We start from the raw sequence: 18,101 nt of genomic DNA on the forward strand, positions 1-18,101 counted from the left end.
GCAATTGCCATGTTACGAGGATTATGGACAGCAGCAACCGGGATGGAGGCTCAACAGCTTAATATTGATGTTGTTTCCAATAACCTGGCCAACATCAACACCACCGCGTTCAAACGCAGCAGGCCTGACTTTCAGGATCTCATGTACCAGACCCTGCGGGTGGCCGGAGCAACCACCACGGGCGGTACGCAGCTTCCCACGGGCCTCCAGGTCGGCATGGGCTCCAAGCCCACGGGCGTGCAAAAGATTTTCGTCCAGGGCGACTACAGCCAGACCGGCAACGAACTGGACTGGGCCATTGAAGGGAACGGCTTTTTTAAGGTTTTGGCCAATAACGAAGAAGTTTACACCCGCGCCGGCGGATTCAAGATCGATTCCGAAGGTTACATCACCACGGCCGCCGGTGAAAGGCTGCAGCCGGAATTCGCGGTGCCTACGGATGCGGTTCTCATTTCCGTGGATTCCGGCGGCAAGCTCACGGCTTTCGGCCCGGCCAACGAGGAAGTGGCTACCTACGACATCACGCTTTACGACTTCGCCAACCCGGCTGGCCTCTATTCCATGGGCCGCAACCTTTACAAGACCACCGAGGCTTCCGGCGAGGAAGTGGAAGGAACGCCCGGCGACGAAGGCTTCGGGACCATCAGCCAGGGTTACCTGGAAATGTCCAACGTGAACGTGGTCGAAGAAATGGTGACCATGATCGTGGCCCAACGCGCCTATGAAGCCAACTCCAAGGCTATCCAGACGGCTGACAGCATGCTGCAGATAGCCAACAACGTGAAGAGGTAATAACCCATGAGACGCCTTTCCGCCCATAAACTCGCCGTTATGTTAATCAGCCTGGCCGTATTCTCAGCCTTGGCGGCCGGCGCTGCAATCGCCAAGGCGCCTGAAATTCGTGTGCCGTCCGAGGCCTGGGTGCAGGAAGACAGCGTCTTTTTGGGAGACGTGGCCGTGATTTCCGGGCTGGACTCTCTTTCCCACGAAATTAAGGAAGTCTACCTGGGAAGGGCGCCTGCTCCGGGCAAACGCCGCTCCCTCCGGGGCGCCATGATCCAGGCCAAGCTGGACCGGCTGGACCTGCCCGAGAACGCCGTGATCGAAATTCCCTCCAGGGTGAAGGTGCACCGTTCCTTCCAGGAAGTGGACGACCAGGATTTTGAAGACATGCTGATCGATTATCTTAACGACAAACTGCCCGTAGGCCATTTTGAAGTCAGCCGGTTTCAGGTGCGCGGCAACGGAGCCGTAGCCGAAGGAATGCTGGACGTGGTTTTGGAAGACAGCCGCAATGATGAGGACTACGGCCAGATCAGCCTGAAGGGAATCATCAGCGTGGATGGAAAAATGGAGCGCAGGGTAAGCATCGCCGCCTGGGTGGACTATGAAGCTCCGGTCGTCGTAGCGGCCCGCAAGTTGGACCGCATGGACGTGCTCACTGCCGGAGATGTGACCGTGGAAATGCGGAACCTTTCCCGCCTGCCCGACGGCGTCGTCACCGATCCCAAAGAGGTAAGAGGCATGCGGCTGCGTCAGGACATGGATGCCGGCGAGCACATGCTTTCCAGAATGCTTGAAAAGCCGCCCCTGGTTGAACGCGGCGAGGATGTGACCATCATGGCGGAAAACGGCGTTCTTTCCATCACGGCCATAGGCTTGGCCAAAGAGTCCGGCGGTCTGGGCGACGCCATAGAAGTGGAAAACAAGATGAGCGAAAAAATAATCACCTGCCGGGTCACTGGTCCGGCCCAGGTGGAAGTCACGTTTTAGGCGGGAGGATGTAACATGATCATGCGTTTAGGAATCATCATTTTGGCAATCGTTCTGGCGCTCTCCATGGGATGCGCCGCCCAAAGGCAGGATACTCTCGCCAGCCCTGCGCCCTCCGCGGCAACCGCTCCGCAGCACATGCTGGAGCAGCCGGCGACGGTCACCTATACCGCGCCTCGTCCGGCCGAAGGCTCCTTGTGGGTCGACCCGGGCGGAAGCCAGTTTTTTGGAGACAGGCGGGCAAGGCAGGTCGGCGACCTGGTGACTATCAGGATTACGGAAACCCCCACGGCCTCACTGACCGCCAAGACCACCACCACCCGCGATTCCAGCGTCAGCGCCGACGTGACGGACCTGGCAGGTTATATGACCTGGCTGGAAGCCGCCAATAAGAATTTGAAGGGCGACAGCCTGTTGAGCGCCGGTTACAAACCCAGCTTCACAGGGCAGGGAACCAACGACCGCAGCGGCAGCGTAACCGCTTATGTGTCCGGCCGCGTTGTGGGGGTCATGGCCAACGGCAACCTCCAGATTTCCGGCTCCCGGGCCATCAAGGTGAATAACGAAACTCAATACATGACCATTTCGGGCATCGTTCGCCCCGAAGATATCGATCCCAGCAACGTGGTCCAGTCCACCTACATCGCCGACGCCCGCATTGAGTACTACGGCAAAGGCGTGATTGCAGACAAACAAATTCCCGGATGGGGAACCCGCGTCCTGGATCATGTGTGGCCGTTCTAAGGAAGATTGGAGGCAAGGATATGTCTAAAGTCAGGAAAATAGCGCGTTTGGTTTTACTTGCCGCAGCAGCCTTTACCTTGGCGGCTTCCACCGCCCAGGCCGCCCGGATCAAGGAACTGGCCAGCATCAAGGGCGTCCGCACCAACCAGTTGATCGGCTACGGCCTCGTAGTTGGATTGAACGGCACCGGCGACAAGTCGGGCACGGAATTCACCCTCCAGGGCCTGGTCAATATGATGGAGCACATGGGCGTGCATGTAAGCAAGGATGACGTCAAGGTCAAGAACGTGGCGGCGGTCATGGTGACGGCTGACATTCCTCCCTTCGCCAGGATCGGCAGCCAGGTGGACGTGGTCATATCCTCCGTGGGCGACGCCAAAAGCCTGGTGGGCGGGACTTTGCTGCTCACCCCTCTCCGCGGCGTGGATCGCAACGTTTACGCTCTGGCCCAGGGCCCTCTTTCCGTGGGCGGCTACTCCGTAGGCGGCGCGGCCGGCGGCGGAGCGGTCAAAAATCATCCTACGGTGGGCCGGATAGTGGGCGGCGCCTCCATTGAAAGGGAGATCCCCATGCAGCTGCAGGGCAGAAACGAATTGACCCTGGCCTTGAACGACGCCGACTTCACCACCGCAATCAGAATGAGGGACGCCATCAATAACGGAATGGGCATGCCTGTCGCTTACGCAGCCGATTCCGGCACGGTGATTATAGACATCCCTCAGAATTACCGGAACAAAGTGGTCTCCATGGTGGCCATGGTGGAAAACCTGGACATCATGCCCGACGCCGTGGCCAAGGTGATCGTAAACGAGAAGACCGGAACCGTGGTGGTGGGCGAGAAAGTCCGCATTTCCACGGTGGCTGTGGCTCACGGCAACCTGAGCATTCAGATTACGGAAAGCGCCCAGGTTTCCCAGCCCGCTTCTTTCAGCCCCAATCCTCCGGCCGACGCTCAGACCGAACAGCTTGATCTGGAAGACGGCGCTGTTGCCGCCCCGGGCGGTCAGACCGTGGTCACCGCCGATTCCCAGGTGGTTGTGGCTGAAGAAAACAAGCAGCTCATGGTGGTTCCGGCGGGAGCGACCATAGGCGATCTGGTCCGGGCCCTTAACGCCATTGGCGTCACCCCCCGGGATCTCATCACCATCTTTCAAATGATTAAAGCCGCCGGCGCCCTGCAGGGCGAACTGGTGATCTTATAAGGAGTCCGGCCATGCAGATCAATTCCGCAACTTCCGCCATACTGACCCAGGAAATGAAAACCCAGGCCGAAGACGCCAAGCTGCGTAAGGCGTGCAGCGATTTCGAATCGCTGTTTATATACAATCTGTTGAAAAACGGACGCCAGTCCCTGCCCCAGGGCGGTTTGCTGGGCCATTCCAACGAAAGCAAAATCATGACCTCCATGCTGGATCAAACCCTGGCGGAAAAATGCTCCGAGGGCAACGGTCTGGGAATAGGGGAGATGTTGTATCGCCAGTTGAACGCCCCCCAGGCGGCGAAAGGCGGGAATCTGGAAGCTGTTCTTTAGGGATTTGTGATCCCATCCGATAAGAATATAAGATCGTGCAAAGATCTAAGGAGGGCCTGAGTATGGAAGATATCATCAGGGCGCTGGAAGACATATTGAAAAATGACATGGAACGCCACGACGAGCTGATCTGCTGCCTGGAATTGGAACGCCGGGCTTTGGTGGAAGCCAATGTGGATGTCATCATGAAAATGGCCTGCAGAAAGCAGGCGCTGGCCCAGGCCATCATGGAATCCATTCCCCATGTGGACGTGCTGTGGCAGAAAGTTTTTCCCGGCAAAAAGACCAAAGTATCCATCCGGCACATCGACAAAGTGGTCAGCGGCGGGGATCCCGGCATCTTCAGGACTATCAGGCAGTCCTTGGTGGAGTTGAACCATCTTAAAGACAAGGTGCGTGAGATGACCAGCGCCAACCGGGCCATCGCCGAAGATTGCCTGATGTTTGTCCGGGATCTTTTCTCCTCCATTATGGTGGGCGATTCCGCCGATCCTCCAACCTACGGCAGAAGAGGGGAGGTCTATAGAAGGGCCGACTCCAATCTGCTTATGCATCAGGAGGTGTAGCCATGCCGGGAATCAGGTCCGCATTGGATATTGCGGTCGGCGCCATGGCGACCCATCAGTACGGCATGGACGTCGTCAGCCATAACGTGGCAAACGTCAACACCGAAGGCTATACGCTCCAGACCGTCATCAATAAAAGCAAAGTGCCCCAGGCCTCGGGCGGGTTCATGTTCGGCCGCGGCGTGGAAACCTACGAAATCCGCCAGCTGGTGGATGAAACCGTGGAGAAAAGGCTTTTGGAGTACAGGTCCAGCCTGGCTTCCGCCGAGGAAATCGAAACCTTCGGCAAAGTATTGGACGGCCTGTTTAATGAAGTGGAAGGCAACGGCCTGGGAACCATGCTTTCGGACTTCTTCAATTCCTGGGAGGACCTTTCCCTGAACTCCGCGGGCACGGCGGAGCGCTCCGTCCTGTATGAACAGGCTTTGGGCCTGGCTCAATACATAGACGAACTGGACGCCGCTCTTATCGGCGAAGAGGAGAACCTGGGAATCAGCCTTCAATCCGGCGTGGAAGCGGTGAACACCCTGACCTCCCAGATTGCGGACCTGAACCAGCAGATTGTGGCGGCCTCCCAGAACACCAACCCCAACGACCTCCTGGACCAGCGCAACTATCTCATGTCGGAGCTGGCTCAGTACATTGACGTGCAGACCTTTGCCCAGGATGACGGATCCTTGACGGTTTTGGGGCCAAGGGGCGTCACTTTAGTGATTGGCTCCGACCAATTCGACATCAATTTGCACCAGGGAGACATTATCTACGGCAAGGGAACGGACAAAGAGCTCACCATCACGGATTATGTGGAAGAAGGCCGAATGGGCGGCTGGCTGGAAATGCGGGATACGGTCATATCCGAACTCAGGGCCAACTTGAACGAAGTCTCCAAAGAAATGATCTGGGCGGTAAACACCATACATTCCCAGGGCATAGGCCTGACAGGGCTGACCTCCACCACCGGATCGTACACGGCGGCGGCCACCAATCAGCCTGTAAACTCGGCGGCGGCCGATTTGTTTTTCGGGGACCGGATTACGGACGGCGCTTTTACTTTTTGGGTTTACGACGCTTCCGGGAACGTGGTCAATCCCGGTGGCACAAATATTGCTATTACAGCTAATACCACGACCATGGACGACATTGCCACGGCTCTGGGCGCCGTCGATCTTAACGTGACGGCCTCCTCCGTAGGCGGGCGGCTAAGCATTACGGCGGGTTCGGGGTATACTTTCGGCTTTACCGAGGACACATCCAATGTCCTGGCGGCTTTGGGCGTCAACACCTTCTTCACCGGAGAAGGCAGCGGCACCATGGGGATTCACGAAACCATAGCCGCCGACAGAAACATGATTGCAGCGGGAAAGGCCGATGCAGCCACGGGAGAAATTTCCTCCGGGAACAATGAAACCTCCCTGGCCATAGGCGAGCTGAAATACACCAACCTGTCCATTAAGGAATGGCAGTCCAACCGGATCGGGAGCGACACCTCCACCACGGTCAATGCGACCATAGAAGGGTACTACGCCTCCATGATCAGCGCGCTGGGCTCCAGCCTCAATTCGGCGGAGCGGAACAGGGAATTCGCCGAATCCATGGTTCAGAACCTGGAAACCGTGCGAGGCAGCATTTCCGGAGTGTCGCTGGATGAGGAAATGACCAAGCTCATTGAGTTGCAGCAATCCTATGCGGCGGCGGCCAAGCTTATCACGACCATGGACGAAATTTTCCAGACCCTTATGACTATTAAGAGCTAAGGGCGGAAACAGGGAGCAGTATTATGAGAGTCCCTAACAGCGTCATTTCAAGCAACGTCACTTTCGGCCTGGGCCGCCTGACTACGGCCATGGACCGGGCGAATCTGACCATAGCCAGCCAAAGGCAGATCCTGACCATGGCGGACGACCCGTCCGCTTTGCTTCAGGTCATGAACCTCCGGTCCGACATGAGCTATGTGGATCAGTTGAACCGGAACATCGAAATGGGCCGGACATGGCTGACCGCTTCGGAAAGCGCTCTGACAAACGTTGAAGACCTGATTACCGAAGTCAAACTGTTGACTGTTCAGATGGGGTCGGACAACGTGGGCGCTGACGAAAGGCAAGCCGCGGCCGAAGCGGTTCAGGGATTTTTGGAAACCGCCGTGACCTTGGGAAATTCCACGGTGGGCGACCGCTACATCTTTGCAGGGTCCCAAAACGATTCTCCGGCCTTTACCCTGGCCGGAACCGCGGTCACTTATGAAGGCGATTCCAACCCCTTCGCCGTGCGCATCAGCCGGGAATCTTCGGTAACGGTCGGAGGCGACGGCGGCGCCATATTCGGAGACCTTTTCACCACTCTGGCGGACTTGAAAACCGCCCTGGAAAACAATGACGGCGCAGCTATCCGGGATCAGATCACCAACCTGGATTCCGCCTATGATCGCATTGACGGAAACATTTCCAGAATCGGCGGACGCGGGGTCCGCCTGGACGCCCGGACAAGCATTTTGGCCGACGTGCAGTTGGCGGATACGGAGAGGCTCTCCAGCCTGGAGGACGTGGATTACGCCGAGGCGGCCATAGAGCTTGCAGCCGTGGAAACCGCATACCAGGCGGCGTTGTCGGCAGCCTCAAAAGTTTTGAATGTTTCCCTGGTTAATTACCTGTAATAAAAGCGCCATGCCACGGAGGGCTAAATGCTCGTTCTGACAAGGAAGTCCGGCCAAAGAATAAGTATTGGAGACGACATAGTTTTACATGTTCTCGAAATCAAGGGAACCCAGGTGCGCATAGGCGTCGACGCGCCAAGAGGCGTGGGCGTGCACCGATTCGAGGTGTACCAGCGCATACAGGCGGAAAATCAGTCCGCCGCCTCCATGGATCAGGATGTTCTGTCGGGTGCGGCGGGACTTTTTGAACAACTGAATCTCAAGAAAACCAAGTGAGCGGGAATATGGTCCAGCCTCAGGAATCTGCAATCACGGACGGACGGGATATGACGGTGAAAATTGAAACCACACGTTTTGGAACTTTGGAAGTCACGGAAGACAAGATTATATCCATGCCCTCCGGTATGATCGGATTCGGAGAGTATAAACGCTTTATAATCGTCCAGCACAATGCGGATTCTCCGTTCTTTTGGTATCAGGCCGTGGATGAACCCGGCCTGGCCTTTGTGCTCACCAACCCCAACTATTTCATGCCCGAGTACCAGGCGCCGCCTTCGGTGGTGAAAAGGGAAACCGGATGGGAAGGCGACCTTGCCGATAGCGAGGACCTGGAGCTTTACGTCACGGTCCGCATCCCCCCCGACGATCCGGAAAACATGACCGCAAACCTCATCGGGCCCATCGTGGTGAACAACAAAACCATGGAAGCGGTCCAGTTGGTCATTGCCAAAAGCAAATACAGCCACCGTCATAAAATTTTAAAAAAGGAATAGCCCACTACCTGTTTTTGGGCTCGAATAAAAGGCACTCCCGGCCGGTCTCACGTTTGACCTTCAGCCAGGGGCTTTGCCTGGACTTGAAGCCCATGGCGCGGCAGCCGTAGGGGAACGCCTTCTCCCAGGTAAGATAATGGTGCTTGCATTTGATGCAGGGGGAAGACTTTGTTTGCTGGTTTGTTTTCAAATCAACGCCTGCTTCCTTGAAGACAAAATATCTTTTACATGACTAAATACAGTAGAGGAACTCGCATCGGCAACCTAAATTGCACGAGTTGTTCCAAAAGGCGTGAACATGCGAAAAGATTCTTGACCAGCGCGAAAATGATCTATAGGCTTAATTTGACTCAAATAAAAGTTCATTATTTCTTTGGGAGAAACCAATGCATATGTCAACAATGGTCAAAATCATGACGAAAACCTGCTTCGTCGTTGCGCTCGCATTCATTTTGGCGGGCTGCAGTTGGTTTGACTGGTTGAAGCAAGACAACGCCGATCCCAGAATGGAGGACGCCCATAGAAAGCTGGACGCCATATCCACCAACACGGATATCGCGGAGCAGCAGCTCCATTCCGTGAACAAACGCCTGTCCGCCATTGAGCAGCGCCTGCTCAACATGGAAGGCCAGATGGGCAACATGTCCATCATGATGGAATCCATCTCCCTGGCGCCGTCGGAAATTCAGCAGCAGGCGGGCTATTCCCAGGACGCTGTAGACGATTACATGACCGCCCCCGAAATGCAGAAGCCTTCGGCCCCGGCTCCTGAGCCGCCTAAAACCGCGTCCTCCTCATTGATATCTCCCGAGGATCAATACGCCGGCGCTTATCTGCACTACCAAAACCGCGAACAGGATAAGGCGATCCAGGCCTTCAAGGCCTTTTTGACCGACAACCCCAACCATGATCTGGCGGACAACGCCCAATACTGGATCGGCGAGGCCTATTACGACCAGAAAATGTATCCCGAGGCCATTGACGCCTTTAAACAGGTCGTTAAAAAATATCCCGACCAAAACAAAGCGCCCGCCGCCTTGTTGAAAATCGGCTACTCCTATCTTGCCGTGGACAACCCGGAGCAGGCTTCCAAGTTCCTGCGCCAGGTGGTCACCGACTATCCTTTCTCCGACCTGGTGAACAAGGCGCAGGACAAATTGGCGGACCTGCAGCCCGCCAAGCCCGTTTCCGACGCTTTCCCCGGCAGCGGGTCCTGAGGAAACGGATCCAATGGATTTCCAGGCGCTCATGGGGCCAGATTGCGCCAAATCGCCGCAATGGGAATCCAAAGCCGTCCGTCCTTCGTCCCAATCCAATCCCCCCTTTTTTTCTTCTCCTTGACAAATATGCTAGTCAATGGCATGTTCAGTTTTCGTTAAATCATGGACGTTTTTAGCTTAACATGCTTAAATTTTTGTGAATACTTATTGAAAAATAGCTAGTATTGCTAGTTTGTTTGTGCAATATCCGCTATTTTCGGCCGCCGCCTCTTTCTTGACATTTAAATACCAAACAGTATATTCTTGGACGGAAGCAATAAGGCTTTGCAAATAACCAAACAGGATGAGAATTGATTCTCATGGCAACCCAGGAACTTACCAAGGCGGAAAGAACCCGCAGATTCATCATAGAAACCGCTGCGCCCATCTTCAATAAAAAGGGCTTCGCCGGCACGTCCCTCTCGGACGTCACCGAGGCCGCCGGGCTGACCAAAGGCAGCATCTACGGGAATTTCAAGAACAAAGATGAACTGGCCATGCAGGTTTTCGATTACAACGTGAACCTGGTGGAGCAGGCCTTCATCGATCAGATGGCGGGGGCTAAAACCAGCATTGAAAAGCTCATGGGCTATCCCCTGGCGTATCGCAAGTTGTTCAATACTTTCATGGATAACGGCGGCTGCCCCTTGATCAACACCCTGGTGGAAGCGGACGACACCCACGAAAAGCTCTTGAAAAAGGCCCTGGACATCATCGCGCACTGGAAAGAAACCATTGCGGGCATCGTGGAGAAGGGAATAGTTCGGGGGGAAATTCGCCGCGGCGTAAATCCCGAGCGCATCGCCGAGCTTTTGATCACCCTGTTTGAAGGGGGCGGCATTCTCTCCAAAGCAGCGGGCGACCGATCCTACTTCCTGACCTCCCTGGACCACGTGGAGAGCATCATTCAATCCCTGGACGTTAATTACATAGCCTGATTTTCCGGTCGTTCGGCCAAAGCACTTTATTGGCCGTTATTCCTTCCTATTTTCGATTGTTGTCATCAGGAGCGGTTTGTCATGAGTATCATGTTTGAAACCACGCGTATTGGAAGTCTGGAGCTTAATAACCGGTTTGTGCGGTCGGCCACCTGGGAGGGCATGGCGGAAAAAGACGGCGCCATGACGCCCAGGCTCAGCCAATGGAACGAAGACCTGGCCAAGGGAGGAGTGGGGCTCATCATTGCCAGCCACGCGTATGTCAGCCCCGAAGGCCAGGCCACGCCGCTTCAGACGGGCATATATAAGGACGAGCTGATTCCCGGTCTTAGGGAAATGGTTGACCGGGTGCATAGTCACGGCGGAATTATCGTGCAGCAGTTGGCCCATGGCGGACGTTACGCCCAGGAGTCCATGACCGGCCGTCCCGCGCTTATGGTTTCGGAATGGGACGGCATGGACAAGATGCCCGGCAAGGTCATGACCAAAGACGACATAGCCGGATTGGCGGAAAAATTCGGCCGGGCGGCGGCCAGGGCCAAAAAGGCGGGATTTGACGGCGTGCAGATTCACTCCGGGCACGGCTATTTGCTCAGCCAGTTTCTTTCCCCGGCCATGAACCAGCGTACGGATGAGTACGGCGGCCCCATTGAAAATCGATGCCGCATCCATCTGGAGATTTACAGGGCCATACGACAGGCTGTAGGATCCGACTATCCTGTATTGATTAAATTAAATTGCGCCGACTTTATAGAAGACGGGCTGGAATCCAAGGATTCCCTGGTCGTTGCCCAGGCCCTGGAAAAGGAAGGCCTGGACGCCTTGGAGCTGACCGGCGGCATCCTTTCCAGCCGCACATTGTCGCCCTCCCGGGCCAACATCAACTCCCAGGACAAGGAAGCCTATTTCAGGGAAGAGGCCTGGATGTTCAAGCAAAACTTAGGCATTCCCCTGATCCTGGTGGGCGGCATGCGTTCTTTTGACCTGGCCGAGCAACTGGTCAGCCAGGGAAGCGCCGACTATGTTTCCATGTCCCGGCCTTTTATCCGGGAGCCGGATCTTGTAAATCGCTGGAAGTCGGGAGACAGAGCGCCCGCCAAGTGTATTTCGGATAATTTATGCTTCAAACCCGGCCGCGCCGGAGAAGGCATCCGCTGCGTGACCGCCGAAAGGGAATAGCGGGAGGTTGGTATGATTTTCAGGTTGAAAATACTTATAATCCTGGGCGCCGCCGTCTGGCTGGTCCAAGGTTGCAGCTCCGCCAAACCTGTGTTATATCCCAACGCCCACTACAACCAGGTGGGCAAGGCTCGGGCCCAGGCGGACATTAACGAATGCATGCGTCTGGCCAGGGAGCACGGCGTGTCCAGCACGTCCAAAAGCAAAGAAGTGGCCCGGGAAACCGCCACGGGAACCGCCGTCGGTGCGGCCGTGGGCGGCGCCGTGGGCTCCATGAGCGGAGAATTCGGCCGAGGCGCCGCCATTGGCGCTTTGGGAGGCGGAGCGGGAAGTATGACAAGAAGCGTTTTTAGGTCCAACAATCCCGATCCGGCCTTTAAAAATTTTGTGGATCGCTGTTTGCGGGAAAAAGGGTACGAACCCGTGGGCTGGCAATAGCAGCCTCTTGCAGGATTTCGCGTGATTTGAAAGGAATGCGGCAATTTGATTATGGACAATGCCGGGCTCTTTGTGTAAATAGTTTTCCTGACCGAAAATGAAAGACAACGGAAATATGATCAGACGCAGCCCCCAGTATTCTCTTTTCAGCCTATGGACGGGCTAATAACTCACAAGGAGGACGCATGGCCCTCATCATCAAACTGACCCAAAAATCCACAAAGCACATGATCATTCACCTCGGCGGTTCTTTGGACACGGTCACCGCTTCCCAACTGGACAAAAAAGTGGATGAGGTTCTGTCCGGATCTCCCGCCCACCTCACCTTTGACATGGAAAACCTGGAATACATGAGCAGCGCCGGCGTGAGGGTTATTTTAAAAGCGTCCAAAGGGTTGGAAAAAAACAAGGGCAAAACCACCTTCGTCAATCTCCAGCCTCAAATTAAAAAGGTGTTTGAAATCATTCGCGCAATGCCGGACATGAGCATTTTTTCCAGCATCGCCGAATTGGACGACTATTTGGATTCCATGCAGAAACGCGTCCTTGGACATGAGGATTAGCCGAGGCTTACGCAGCTCCGGCCTTTAACCGAAAAGGATTATTAGGCGGGCGGGCCCGAAAAAAAGGCCTGGCCCATAGCCGTATTTTACACCCATCAATCAGGAGTAGTTTGAATGAACGTTCCAGCAAGGTTCCTGTGCAGCATCATTGCAGTTTCCCTTTTATTCCTTCCCGCCTGCACGAAGACCAAAGTAGCATCCACCTGGAAAAAAGAAAATCTGCAAAGAGGCCCCATTAAAAGCGTCTTGGTCGTTGGCATGTGCACCGACCCGGACACCCGGGAGCTTTTTGAAAGCGTGTTCGCCCTGGAGGTGCTCAAGCATAAAGTAGGGGCCATAACCGGATATGAGACTTTTCCCTCAAATACCTGCCCCACGCCGGAGGCTATCAAGGAAAAATGCAAATCCCTGAATGTGGACAGCGTTCTCCTGGTTCGGGCCATTTCTCAGGAAGAGGCGCCCGTGTATCAGCCGCCTCCCACCTTTGAAACCGCCCTGGAGCCCGTGCCTTTTGACGGCTACCTGACCAAGTCCTCCGCCATGGGAATCCAGACCGGGGCCTATAGACGGCAAATGCTGATCCGGCTGCAAACCAGGGTGTTCGACGTAGCCACGGAAAAGCAAATCTGGTCCGCCAAAACCAATACGATCAATCCGAAATCCACCTACGGACTGGTGGAGGAGCTCAGCGAGAAGATTATCTCAGCCCTCAAAAAGGACGGCCTCATCGCCAAATAAACGGCGTCAATCCCAAGGATAATTAAAATGCCCCTGAAGCCTGTTTTTTCTATGGTTTCAGGGGTATATTTTATCCTGCAGCAAGCCCCCCGGCGCCTGTTCTGTTTTTGGGCAGCCCCGGCACAGCAGTACCGTGCCGGAGTCGCGAAGCGAAGGAAGGGGCGACCCGAAATGCTTGTCAAAACGGAAAACATCTTGCAGCCGAAAGGTTTTTGTCGAGGCTGCCTTTTTGAGGGTTAGGGGAAAGATATCCCACCCTCCCAAACTGATAGAATTTCATTTCTCCTTGGCCGCACCTTTTGTCCTGTCGGACCCAAGCAAAAACAGCCTTGCCTGGGTCATCCTGAAAAGCGGATAGCCCTTGCCGGTATGACGGGCTGCAAGGGTGGATGAGGGTTTTGGGAAATCCATTTGTTGGGTTTCGCACACATGTTTTTGGCTTTAACCATTACTCCGGCTATAAATGGACAGCCTCCGAAGGGCGGATTTTGGAAGCTCTACCCAACCTACATCGCGACATGGTGAGATGTAGGTTGGGTAGAGCGCTGAAACAGAGCGTTGCATTGGTAAAATTACGGCTTGCCTGAACGCATAATTTGGCCTGAATCGCAGCAGCGAAACCCAACAAAGAGAGATTTCAGGGAGGATACTGATTTCAACAGCCTTCGCCAGCGGCTTTTTTCAGTCATGCAGAAAACGGTTCATGTGCCTGAAATCCTGCAGCCGCCGTCAGCATACTCAATCACGACCGATACAAAATATCCACGGAATTTCTTACGTATTGTTCGTCGGAAAGGCCTTCCACGGCCTCTTGGGGAAAGGAAACGATTTCCTTAAGATGCTCTGCAATGGCGTGAAAAAGCTCCAGCCGGGCCTGGGGATCCAGTTCGTCCCGGCGCATGAGGGCGGCAAGGGCGACGCCGGCGGTTTCCTGGGAGGCGCGCTGCCTGAGCCTGGCCGCGATATGAGGGTATTCCGCCAGGGAGTTGAACTTGTCCTCCATGATTTGATCCAGGTCCGGCTCCTTGAATTTGGGCATGCGGATGACCACGGTGTTGGCGGCGATATCCCCCAACCGCTGGGACTTGGGGGAGACCAGACAAAAAATGCCGCCCAGCATGTAATACAGAGGCAACATGTCCGCGAATCGCAATAGGTTTCGCATGATTATCTGATAGGGCGTAAGGTGGAAGCCGTTTTCGTCCATGACCCGCATTCCCAGAACGCGTTTGCCGATGGTCTGTCCTCTCCAGGCCCATTCCAGGACCATGGCGTAGGCAATGTTAATCACAAAAGACGCGATGGTGAACATGGCGAAGGTGAAGTCCACGCCCAAGGGCAGCAGCAGGGGGGTGAGCAGGTATAGGATGGATAAGACGACCTGAACGGCCATAGTGTCGATAAAAAGCGCCAGAAATCGGGTGACGGGCGAGGCCAGCAGCAAGGGGAAGACAATGCCTTCGGGCGTTCTGATGGTCAGGGATTGGGTTTGCAGGTCGCTCATGTGGATTGCACCCCGGCCAGGGAGGGCTGAGATTCTTCATTGGTCTTTTTGGCGCTTTTGCCCGACTTGAACAAAAAGAAGAAAAGCAAAACCATTTGCACGCTTCCAAAGGAGATTTTCAGCCAATAGGGCAGCACCGGCTCGTGGTATTGGGACAAATAGGACTCGATGATTCCCGCCCAAACCAGGATGATGGCCAGCCCGCCGGCAAGATGGATGATGTCCGGGCCGATGTTTTTCAGCCGCTGCTTTAAGCCATGGGGGTCGTTCCGGCCTATCAAGGCCTGGGCGATCACCAACCCCGCTTGTCCGGCCAGGAGGACGGACGGAATTTCCACGGACCCGTGGGGCAGGAGCCAGCCCAATAAAAATTGAGTCTCTCCCGCTGCAACATAGTCCGCGGCCACGGCCCCCAGGATGATGCCGTTGTAGAAAAGCAGGATGATGGTTCCTATGCCCCAGGTCAGGCCCAGGGCCAGCACCCGGAACGAAACAGATATATTGTTCACCATCAAATGGCTGGAGAACATGGCCTTGTGGCCCTGCATATGATCTTCTTCGGCCGCCTCCTCTTCTGCCACGCGTTCGTTAGGGCTTTGCATCAAATGGGAAAACGGCACGATGACCTCTTTGGCGTTCGGGTCCAGTAATATGGCGAAGCCGCCGAACGCGGACCCCACCGCTGTGACGATCAAGGCCGCCCAAAACGCGGCGATGTGCTTTCTGAAGGTCCTGGGAAAGGTATGAAAAAACCATTTAATGGGGGTGAACCTGCGGCCTTTTTGCCGGGTTTCGTAGATTTCGGCGTAGGCGCGCGCCACCAGGGCCTCCAGATAGGTTCTGACGCTTCGTTCGGACGAAAAGGTGGCGATGCGGGCCAGGTCCGCCGAGGCCCTTTGATACAAGGTATGGAAATCCCGCACTTCATCCATGGAAAAGCGCCGCTCCGGATTTCGTTCCAGCATGTCGAGATATTTTTCCAGGCGCGTCCATGCCGGCCGTTGCTCCTTGATGAATTTTTGCAGGTCAATAATCACAATCCAGGCCTTTCATATCAATTGGCGCTGTTTGATTTTAAGATATTGAGTAACCAGTTGGGCGCACATTTTTTCGTTATCCAGTTCGTAGTAGCTCACCCCTTTGGCGCCCAGCTCCTTTTGTAACTGCCGGGTGCGCTCCCAAAGCATGTGCCCGGCCATGCCTTTGAATACGTCGTCCACGGTCTGGGCTTTGGAGGACGAAAACAAGGGGTGGACGCCCGGCATTTTGGGGGTGTTCACCACCATCAGGTGGCGCTGGCTCACCACGTTCATCTGCTTCACAAAATCGTTGGACAAAATCGAGTCGTCCAGGTTGGTCAGGAATAATAGCAAAGCCCGCCGCCGCAAATTGGAGCCGATAAAGGTGAACAACTCCGCAAAATCCGGGGTGACGATCCGGGGCTCCAGGGTGTACAGGGCGTCCCGGCATGCGTCGAACTGGACCTTGCCGCTCCTGGCTCTTACAAAGGAGTCCACCTTGTCCGAATAGGTGATCAGGCCGAACATATCGCCCATACGCTGGGTGGCCAGCCCCATGACCAAAGAGGCGGCTACAAATCGCTCCATAATGGTCGATTCGGAAGGATCAGGCTCGTTTTCATCCAGCTTTGCGGCCTTGATGCGGCCGGGAGGCAAGAAATGGCTTAACGCCCGGGCCGACAGCCGCGAAGTATCCACCACCACGTACACCTCCTGGGTGCGTTCGATCTGATAGACCTTGGTGACAGGGCGGCCCCGTTTGGCCGTCGCTTTCCAATGGATATCCCCGTAAGGATCGCCGGGGACGTAATCCCTCAATTGATCGAAATCGCGGCCTTTGCCGATTTGCCTTTGGGTGTGCTGGCCCAGGCTGGTGCGCAGAAACAGGCTGGCCAGCCCGTCTTTTTCCTTTAACAGGTTGGGAAACACGCAAACCAGGGAGGAGGCGGAGCGTTTGGCCCGGGTCATCCAAAACCCCATGGGGGAAAGGGTTTCCAGATACACGGCGTCCAGTTTATGCCTGCCGGTCCGGTTGGACGCCGCCGCCCAGTTGACCAACGAGGACTTAACGCCTTTGTGAAGGTCCACTTCCAATAAAGGGTGTTTGGGAGTCACATGTTGGGGAAAGTCAATGCCCAAACGCAGATGCAGCCCCCGCTCCCTTTGGTCGGTAATGGTCAACGGAACCTGGATTTCCCTCCCGGCGGAAGCCCGCACCAGTTCGGGCAGGCTGACGTCCACGTCCGGCAGCACCTTGCGGGCGGATAGGGCGTCCACGCATGCGACGGCGGCGAACAGGCCCATGATCCCGAATGCAGGCATGGAGGCATGGGGCAGCAGTCCGGCGAGGATCGCACAAGGTATGATGGTGAGGCCGAACCATATGACTAATTTTTTAGAAGGAGCAATCATTCATTGTCCTGCGTAATCGGTTGTTTTCGCCTACCTGGGCACTGCCACATCCTGGAGAATGCGCTCTATCACCTCGTCCACGGTCAGGCCCTCCAGTTCAAATTCCGGCCTCAGCACCAGACGATGGGCCAGGACCGGAACCGCGGTGGCTTTGATGTCGTCGGGCGTCACAAAGTCCCGATCCTCCATGGCGGCGTTGGCCCTGGAAGCCAGCAAAAGCCCCTGGGTTCCCCGGGGGCTGGAGCCCACCAGCACGGCCTTATGGGACCGGGTTTTTCTGACAATATCCACGGCGTAGTTGATCAATTCCTCCTTGATCACAATATCGTTCAGGCATTTGGCAAGTTCCGTAAGATTTTCCGGCGAGGCGACCATGTTCACCGAGTCCTCGGACAGGGTTTTTTCCGGCGCGTGGTCTTCCACCATTCTTTTGGCCAGCATCAATTCCTCTTCCTTTAAAGGCGGCTCCATGATGATTTTAAGCATGAACCGGTCCTTTTGAGCCTCGGGAAGAGGGTAGGTGCCCTCGAATTCAATGGGGTTCTGGGTGGCGAACACCGTGAAATTCTTGTCCAGGGGATAGGTCTTGCGATCAATGCTTACTTCCCGCTCCTGCATGGCCTGAAGCAGGGCGGACTGGGTTTTGGCCGGCGCCCGGTTGATCTCGTCGGCCAGGCAAAAGGTGGTGAACACGGGGCCTTTCACCAATGAAAAGACGTTCTTGCTCATATTGAACATATGGGTGCCTGTGATGTCCGCGGGCATGAGGTCCGGGGTGAACTGGATTCGTGAAAAATCGCATCCCAGGACCTTTGCCAGGGTTCTTACCAGCAGGGTTTTTCCCAGGCCGGGGACTCCTTCGATAAGCGCATGCTGGCGGGTGAAAATGGCGATCAGGCACATTTTAACCACGTGCTCCTGGCCGATAATCACCTTGGCGACTTCCTCCCGGGCCTTGGCCAGCGTCTCCTGTAATGCGTGAATGTCTGCGTTCATGGGCTCCTCAATTGTTT

The 18,101-nt window shown here is 55.5% G+C and carries 21 protein-coding genes; 16 read left to right on the top strand and 5 right to left on the bottom strand.

Annotation, left to right across the window (positions count from 1 at the left end):
• Positions 1-9: 9 nt before the first annotated feature.
• The 10 genes from flgG (at position 10) to fliW (ending at position 8,037) form a co-directional block, all read left to right on the top strand.
• Positions 10-792 (top strand): flagellar basal-body rod protein FlgG, encoded by a 783-nt coding sequence (gene flgG / locus BUE18_RS06365; protein WP_073474060.1) that lies wholly within the window; start codon positions 10-12, stop codon positions 790-792.
• A gap of 6 nt (positions 793-798) precedes the next feature.
• A complete protein-coding gene (gene flgA, locus BUE18_RS06370; protein WP_073474062.1) occupies positions 799-1,773 on the top strand; it encodes a flagellar basal body P-ring formation chaperone FlgA in 975 nt (324 codons plus the stop codon).
• 15 nt (positions 1,774-1,788) lie between these two features.
• On the top strand, positions 1,789-2,517 hold the full coding sequence (locus BUE18_RS06375) for a flagellar basal body L-ring protein FlgH (RefSeq protein ID WP_073474064.1): 729 nt from the start codon (positions 1,789-1,791) through the stop codon (positions 2,515-2,517).
• Between the two features lie 20 nt (positions 2,518-2,537).
• Complete coding sequence (locus BUE18_RS06380) at positions 2,538-3,719, top strand: flagellar basal body P-ring protein FlgI (RefSeq protein ID WP_073474067.1); 1,182 nt, start codon at positions 2,538-2,540, stop codon at positions 3,717-3,719.
• 11 nt (positions 3,720-3,730) lie between these two features.
• Positions 3,731-4,048, top strand: a complete 318-nt coding sequence (locus BUE18_RS06385; protein WP_073474069.1) for a rod-binding protein — start codon at positions 3,731-3,733, stop codon at positions 4,046-4,048.
• Positions 4,049-4,110: 62 nt separating this feature from the next.
• Entirely contained in the window at positions 4,111-4,614 is a 504-nt protein-coding gene (flgN, locus tag BUE18_RS06390; RefSeq protein ID WP_073474071.1) for a flagellar export chaperone FlgN, read from the top strand.
• A 2-nt stretch (positions 4,615-4,616) separates the two neighbouring features.
• Positions 4,617-6,368 (top strand): flagellar hook-associated protein FlgK, encoded by a 1,752-nt coding sequence (flgK, locus tag BUE18_RS06395; RefSeq protein ID WP_073474073.1) that lies wholly within the window; start codon positions 4,617-4,619, stop codon positions 6,366-6,368.
• Positions 6,369-6,391: 23 nt separating this feature from the next.
• A complete protein-coding gene (flgL, locus tag BUE18_RS06400) occupies positions 6,392-7,264 on the top strand; it encodes a flagellar hook-associated protein FlgL (RefSeq protein ID WP_073474076.1) in 873 nt (290 codons plus the stop codon).
• Positions 7,265-7,291: 27 nt separating this feature from the next.
• Positions 7,292-7,540, top strand: coding sequence for a carbon storage regulator CsrA (gene csrA, locus BUE18_RS06405; protein ID WP_012610126.1), 249 nt, complete (start codon positions 7,292-7,294; stop codon positions 7,538-7,540).
• Positions 7,541-7,590: 50 nt separating this feature from the next.
• Positions 7,591-8,037: a flagellar assembly protein FliW gene (gene fliW, locus BUE18_RS06410; RefSeq protein WP_170868286.1), complete on the top strand. Its 447-nt coding sequence runs from the start codon at positions 7,591-7,593 to the stop codon at positions 8,035-8,037.
• Positions 8,038-8,041: 4 nt separating this feature from the next.
• Here the strand turns inward: fliW and BUE18_RS06415 are convergent, their stop codons facing one another.
• The gene (locus BUE18_RS06415; protein ID WP_073474078.1) at positions 8,042-8,227 is read right to left on the bottom strand and encodes a uracil-DNA glycosylase; all 186 of its coding nucleotides are present in this window, start codon (positions 8,225-8,227) and stop codon (positions 8,042-8,044) included.
• A 196-nt stretch (positions 8,228-8,423) separates the two neighbouring features.
• Here BUE18_RS06415 and ybgF point away from each other — a divergent pair, with 196 nt between their 5' ends.
• From ybgF to BUE18_RS06445, 6 genes are all read left to right on the top strand, one after another.
• Positions 8,424-9,254, top strand: a complete 831-nt coding sequence (gene ybgF, locus BUE18_RS06420) for a tol-pal system protein YbgF (protein WP_073474080.1) — start codon at positions 8,424-8,426, stop codon at positions 9,252-9,254.
• 362 nt (positions 9,255-9,616) lie between these two features.
• Positions 9,617-10,234: a TetR/AcrR family transcriptional regulator gene (locus BUE18_RS06425; RefSeq protein ID WP_073474266.1), complete on the top strand. Its 618-nt coding sequence runs from the start codon at positions 9,617-9,619 to the stop codon at positions 10,232-10,234.
• A gap of 81 nt (positions 10,235-10,315) precedes the next feature.
• Positions 10,316-11,413, top strand: a complete 1,098-nt coding sequence (locus tag BUE18_RS06430) for an NADH:flavin oxidoreductase (protein WP_073474082.1) — start codon at positions 10,316-10,318, stop codon at positions 11,411-11,413.
• A 12-nt stretch (positions 11,414-11,425) separates the two neighbouring features.
• A complete protein-coding gene (locus BUE18_RS06435) occupies positions 11,426-11,851 on the top strand; it encodes a hypothetical protein (RefSeq protein ID WP_073474084.1) in 426 nt (141 codons plus the stop codon).
• Between the two features lie 185 nt (positions 11,852-12,036).
• Complete coding sequence (locus BUE18_RS06440; RefSeq protein WP_073474086.1) at positions 12,037-12,414, top strand: STAS domain-containing protein; 378 nt, start codon at positions 12,037-12,039, stop codon at positions 12,412-12,414.
• A 114-nt stretch (positions 12,415-12,528) separates the two neighbouring features.
• On the top strand, positions 12,529-13,152 hold the full coding sequence (locus tag BUE18_RS06445) for a hypothetical protein (protein WP_073474088.1): 624 nt from the start codon (positions 12,529-12,531) through the stop codon (positions 13,150-13,152).
• Between the two features lie 742 nt (positions 13,153-13,894).
• On the opposite strand, the gene BUE18_RS06455 is transcribed toward BUE18_RS06445, so the two are convergent.
• Genes BUE18_RS06455 through BUE18_RS06470 form a run of 4 tightly spaced genes read right to left on the bottom strand, consistent with a single transcriptional unit; the run spans position 13,895 to position 18,084 of the window.
• Positions 13,895-14,656 (bottom strand): RDD family protein, encoded by a 762-nt coding sequence (locus tag BUE18_RS06455; RefSeq protein ID WP_073474093.1) that lies wholly within the window; start codon positions 14,654-14,656, stop codon positions 13,895-13,897.
• Complete coding sequence (locus tag BUE18_RS06460) at positions 14,653-15,693, bottom strand: stage II sporulation protein M (RefSeq protein WP_073474096.1); 1,041 nt, start codon at positions 15,691-15,693, stop codon at positions 14,653-14,655. Before BUE18_RS06460 ends, BUE18_RS06455 begins: the two co-directional genes overlap by 4 nt.
• 12 nt (positions 15,694-15,705) lie before the next feature.
• Positions 15,706-17,088, bottom strand: a complete 1,383-nt coding sequence (locus tag BUE18_RS06465; RefSeq protein ID WP_073474098.1) for a DUF58 domain-containing protein — start codon at positions 17,086-17,088, stop codon at positions 15,706-15,708.
• Between the two features lie 30 nt (positions 17,089-17,118).
• Positions 17,119-18,084, bottom strand: a complete 966-nt coding sequence (locus BUE18_RS06470) for an AAA family ATPase (RefSeq protein WP_073474100.1) — start codon at positions 18,082-18,084, stop codon at positions 17,119-17,121.
• Positions 18,085-18,101 lie beyond the last annotated feature (17 nt).

The sequence above is a fragment of the Desulfatibacillum alkenivorans DSM 16219 genome, from assembly GCF_900142135.1.
GTDB lineage: Bacteria > Desulfobacterota > Desulfobacteria > Desulfobacterales > Desulfatibacillaceae > Desulfatibacillum > Desulfatibacillum alkenivorans.